This window comes from Tepidibacter sp., assembly GCF_025210165.1.
In the GTDB taxonomy this organism is placed as follows: domain Bacteria; phylum Bacillota; class Clostridia; order Peptostreptococcales; family Peptostreptococcaceae; genus Tepidibacter_A.
The window spans coordinates 1-3,740 of record NZ_JAOASI010000037.1; the positions used below are offsets into that span (position 1 = coordinate 1).

At 24.9% G+C, this 3,740-nt stretch carries 6 protein-coding genes and 1 pseudogene; all 7 read left to right on the forward strand.

Translation table 11 applies throughout. The features are described from left to right. Positions 1 to 12: 12 nt before the first annotated feature. Positions 13 to 162, forward strand: a complete 150-nt coding sequence (locus N4A48_RS05750; RefSeq protein ID WP_293664886.1) for a hypothetical protein — start codon at positions 13 to 15, stop codon at positions 160 to 162. A 251-nt stretch (positions 163 to 413) separates the two neighbouring features. After that, the gene (locus N4A48_RS05755) at positions 414 to 1,373 is read left to right on the forward strand and encodes a Kiwa anti-phage protein KwaB-like domain-containing protein (protein WP_293664887.1); all 960 of its coding nucleotides are present in this window, start codon (positions 414 to 416) and stop codon (positions 1,371 to 1,373) included. Positions 1,374 to 1,504: 131 nt separating this feature from the next. Next, a complete protein-coding gene (locus N4A48_RS05760; RefSeq protein WP_293664888.1) occupies positions 1,505 to 2,002 on the forward strand; it encodes a hypothetical protein in 498 nt (165 codons plus the stop codon). Between the two features lie 164 nt (positions 2,003 to 2,166). Beyond that, positions 2,167 to 2,415 carry a hemolysin XhlA family protein gene (locus N4A48_RS05765; protein WP_293664889.1) on the forward strand — a complete coding sequence of 83 codons (249 nt, stop codon included), beginning with the start codon at positions 2,167 to 2,169 and terminating at the stop codon, positions 2,413 to 2,415. Positions 2,416 to 2,424: 9 nt separating this feature from the next. Beyond that, positions 2,425 to 2,601, forward strand: coding sequence for a hypothetical protein (locus tag N4A48_RS05770; RefSeq protein ID WP_293664890.1), 177 nt, complete (start codon positions 2,425 to 2,427; stop codon positions 2,599 to 2,601). Between the two features lies 1 nt (position 2,602). Then, on the forward strand, positions 2,603 to 3,019 hold the full coding sequence (locus tag N4A48_RS05775) for a YcbK family protein (RefSeq protein ID WP_293664891.1): 417 nt from the start codon (positions 2,603 to 2,605) through the stop codon (positions 3,017 to 3,019). Between the two features lie 581 nt (positions 3,020 to 3,600). Next, positions 3,601 to 3,740 (forward strand): annotated as a pseudogene (locus tag N4A48_RS15010) (sporulation initiation factor Spo0A C-terminal domain-containing protein); the annotation flags it as partial.

Sequence of the window (3,740 nt, forward strand, 5' to 3'; positions counted from 1 at the left end):
GGGGTTATATAAATGTTAAATGAAAAGATAGTTCAAATACTTGTAGATAGAATAAAGAATGGTGGTATTAATCCACGAACAAATAAACCTATGCAATTAGAAGATATAAAAATAGAAGCTTATAGAATAGAAGTTGAAAAAGATATAGCATTAAATGGGTAGTTCTTTAAAACTAAATCATAATAAAATATCACTTTTATAGACACCGATGAGGTGTTATTTTTAGTTTTTGGAAAATATGAATTGATTTCTGTATTCTCTCTCTTAATCTTATTTTATTATTGAATTGAAAAACGAATATTTGATATTTGTAAAAATAGATTTAAATATAAGTGTAAGTAAATTAATTTACAATTATATCCTTCTAGTATATCATTAATAGTAAATGAATAGCATACATGGAGGGGATTGTAATGAATAATAAAATAAACGAAAAACATAGATTAGTAGAGGTGATTAACAAATTTGATAATAAAAATGAACCACTAATCTTATTATTCGATAAAACAAGAAGAAAAGATAAATATAAAACATATCAGATTACACTAGAAGAATCAATGTTTAAAAAAATAACAAAAGCATATTATGATTATTTACTTGAAATCATATCTCAAAAAGAAATCGAAGAATATGATTTTGAGTTAAATAGCAAAGGAAATATACAAAAATTAAATTCAAACATTGTAACAGAATCCGAAAATGTAAACTCTAAAATGAGCGTAGACATTAGAGATGCTATTACTGTTAATAAAGAAACGGACTTCAGTGTATTTGATTTTATTGCCATAAGGTTTTTTTATGTAGATAATGATGAAACAAAAACTTTAACATTGTACTCAAAATATAAACAACCAGCAAATAAATTTAAAAAAACATTTAAATGCTCTTTTCTTGATAATCAAATTAAAGAATTAAAGTCTGATATATTATATTTTGATAATATTGTTGATGCATTTGAGGTTAATGGAACATATTACATCATAAATGAAGATCAGTTCAATAGCATGTTTGATTTTACAGAAGGATTTAGTCATATTATTGAAAGTAAAAGGGAAGATATAATTAATAGTGACTTTATTGACAAGCCAGAAGAATTCATAGATTTATGTAAAAATGACAGAAGATTAAATAAAAGGTTATGCAAAGTTATAGCAAACGACGGATTTACTTACTTAAAAAAAGGTAGGGATAGATTATCTGATTTCATTAAAGAATATAAGATACCACTTCAAATTGATGATAAAAACATAATTAAACATAAAAATAAGGATGATATTACAAAAATATTGAATATGCTACTAAAATGTTATGTTGAAGAAGGTTTGTTAGGAGAGAAGATGTTATCTAAAGGTGTGGAAAAGTATATTAGCTAGTGGAGGTGGTTATTATTTTAAAAAAAATAATATTATTTTTATCTTCATACATTCCATTATATGTATTATTAATAGGAAAAGAGATAACAGAACGATGGAAGTATTTCCATTATAATAATATAGATATAAAAATGAAAAATATAGTATGGTTTAATAGTTTTGGAGATATAGTTATTAGTGTTTTTGTGGGAATTACGGTTATTTTATTTATATCCCTCATAACCTTACTGTCCAACTCAAAAAAATCTCAAAAAGAAGATTTTTTTATTGCAGAAATTGAGAATGAAACAGATAAGCATTTTTTTAATTACTTTACTCTTTATTTTTTACCTTGTATTGGATTAAGTTTAAACAATGAGGTTGATATTTTTGTTTTAACTGTTGTGATCTTTTTAATAGGAATAGTGTATATAAGTAATGATTTAATATATATTAATCCAATGTTGACTCTTTTAGGATATAAAGTCTACTCAGCAAAAGGAACATACATAGTTAACAAAGAGATAGTAAACAAAACAATTATTAGTGAATGTCTTGATTTAGAGAAATACAATGGTAAACAAGTTAAATTGGCTAAGAGCAATACTAAGTATTCACTTCATATCTATGACAAAACAGAACAATCATAAAATATATATTATTAAAATAGTTCGTGAAAATAAAATGAACAACAACTAAAATAAGATGCACTAAGTAATAGTAGGTGCATTTTTTAGTTGTTGGACTAATTTTGGAGAATATAGATTGATTTCTATATTCTCTTTTTATTTGAATTAGAAAGTAGGTGAAATATATGGAAAATGAACTATGTTTAGAGAAACACAAACAGATTACAGAAACATTAGAATTACATACAAAAACACTAGATAAACATTCGAAAGACATAGATAGTTTAAGAGAAGACAGTAGAGAATATAAGGTTCAAATTAAAAATTTATGTAAGCAAATAGAATCTCTAACAACTACAATTAAATGGGCAATGGGACTGTTTGGTGGAAGCTTTGTGGGCTTCTTTTTTTATGCAGTTCAAAAGCTACTATAGGAGGTAGGTATGAAAAATATAAATGAATATATAGAATTAATAGTCCTTATAACACTTGTAATATACTTGTTTTTAGGTGCTTTTTACTTACAAGATAATAGCAATACAGATTTAATTATAGGTGCATTTCTTGGAATATTAGGAACTAAAAAGGTAGATAAAATTAGAGAAGGTGAGAGTAAATAATATGAATATAATAGATGGACAAATAACTAAGAATTTTAAGATTCAGGAAATGGTTTGTAGAGATGGTTCTTTATTAATAAACGTGGATGTAATTAGACAGTTAAAAATGTTGCAAGAGTTTAGAGATTGGTATAATAGACCGATGCATATTAATAGTGGGTATAGGTCGCCAAGCTACAATAAGAAAATAGGTGGTGCAAAGCATTCACAACATATGTTAGGAACAGCAACCGATATCGCTTTACCTAAAGATTATCATACATATTCAACAGATAGAAAAAGACAATTTATAGATAACTGTAAAAATAAATGGTTTGAAATATGTGATAAATATAATGTTGATGGTGGTTTTGGAGAGTATAAAACTTTTATACACATGGATTCAAGAGTTGGCAAGAGAGCAACATGGAAAGGGTAGTATAACACTACCCTAATCACTACCTAATATGAAACATAATACTACCTATAAGAACTAATATATAAGTTACAAATAAGCAAATATTAGTTTTTATACAACTTTTATTGTTAATTAATATTTTTATACTACAAAAAAGGTATGTATAATAAAAAAATAAAATCTATTTTTTTCATTTCTTTGAAATATGATATAATAAATATAAGATAATTTGATATGTATTCATAAAAAGGTGGGGAGATATTATATTCTCTGCTTTTTTATTGAAGAACATAAATGGATTGAGATATTAGAAAAATTAATTGAAAATAATAAGTTGAAATAAATTAATACCTCTTGGTTATTTAGAAGGTATTTTTTTATTGTATATATGAAAACCACCCGCATAGCAGGTGGTTCTGATTTTTTTGAATTGGCTTTAAAGTGTAATAAAAAAGGTTATAAAAAAACTATATATTAATGTAGGAAAATTTACATCAAAAGTATTCAATGTGGTATAATAAAATAGTAATGTTGGAAAACCAATAAACTATATAACCTCAAACCAATAAATATGATGAAAAATAGACTGAAAAAATAGATTTAAAGAACTATATCCTAATATAGCTAAAATATTTAATACTACTCCATCAAGAGTAGAAAGAGCTATAAGACATGCTATAGAGGTAGCTTGGAGTAGAGGAAAGGTTGATACTATAAATCAATTATTTGGATATACAGTTCA

Excerpts from the sequence above, each read along its gene's own strand:
- N4A48_RS05750 (WP_293664886.1), top strand. The coding sequence starts at position 13 with ATGTTAAATGAAAAGATAGTTCAAATACTTGTAGATAGAATAAAGAAT.
- N4A48_RS05755 (WP_293664887.1), top strand. The coding sequence starts at position 414 with ATGAATAATAAAATAAACGAAAAACATAGATTAGTAGAGGTGATTAAC.
- N4A48_RS05760 (WP_293664888.1), top strand. The coding sequence starts at position 1,505 with ATGAAAAATATAGTATGGTTTAATAGTTTTGGAGATATAGTTATTAGT.
- N4A48_RS05765 (WP_293664889.1), top strand. The coding sequence starts at position 2,167 with ATGGAAAATGAACTATGTTTAGAGAAACACAAACAGATTACAGAAACA.
- N4A48_RS05770 (WP_293664890.1), top strand. The coding sequence starts at position 2,425 with ATGAAAAATATAAATGAATATATAGAATTAATAGTCCTTATAACACTT.
- N4A48_RS05775 (WP_293664891.1), top strand. The coding sequence starts at position 2,603 with ATGAATATAATAGATGGACAAATAACTAAGAATTTTAAGATTCAGGAA.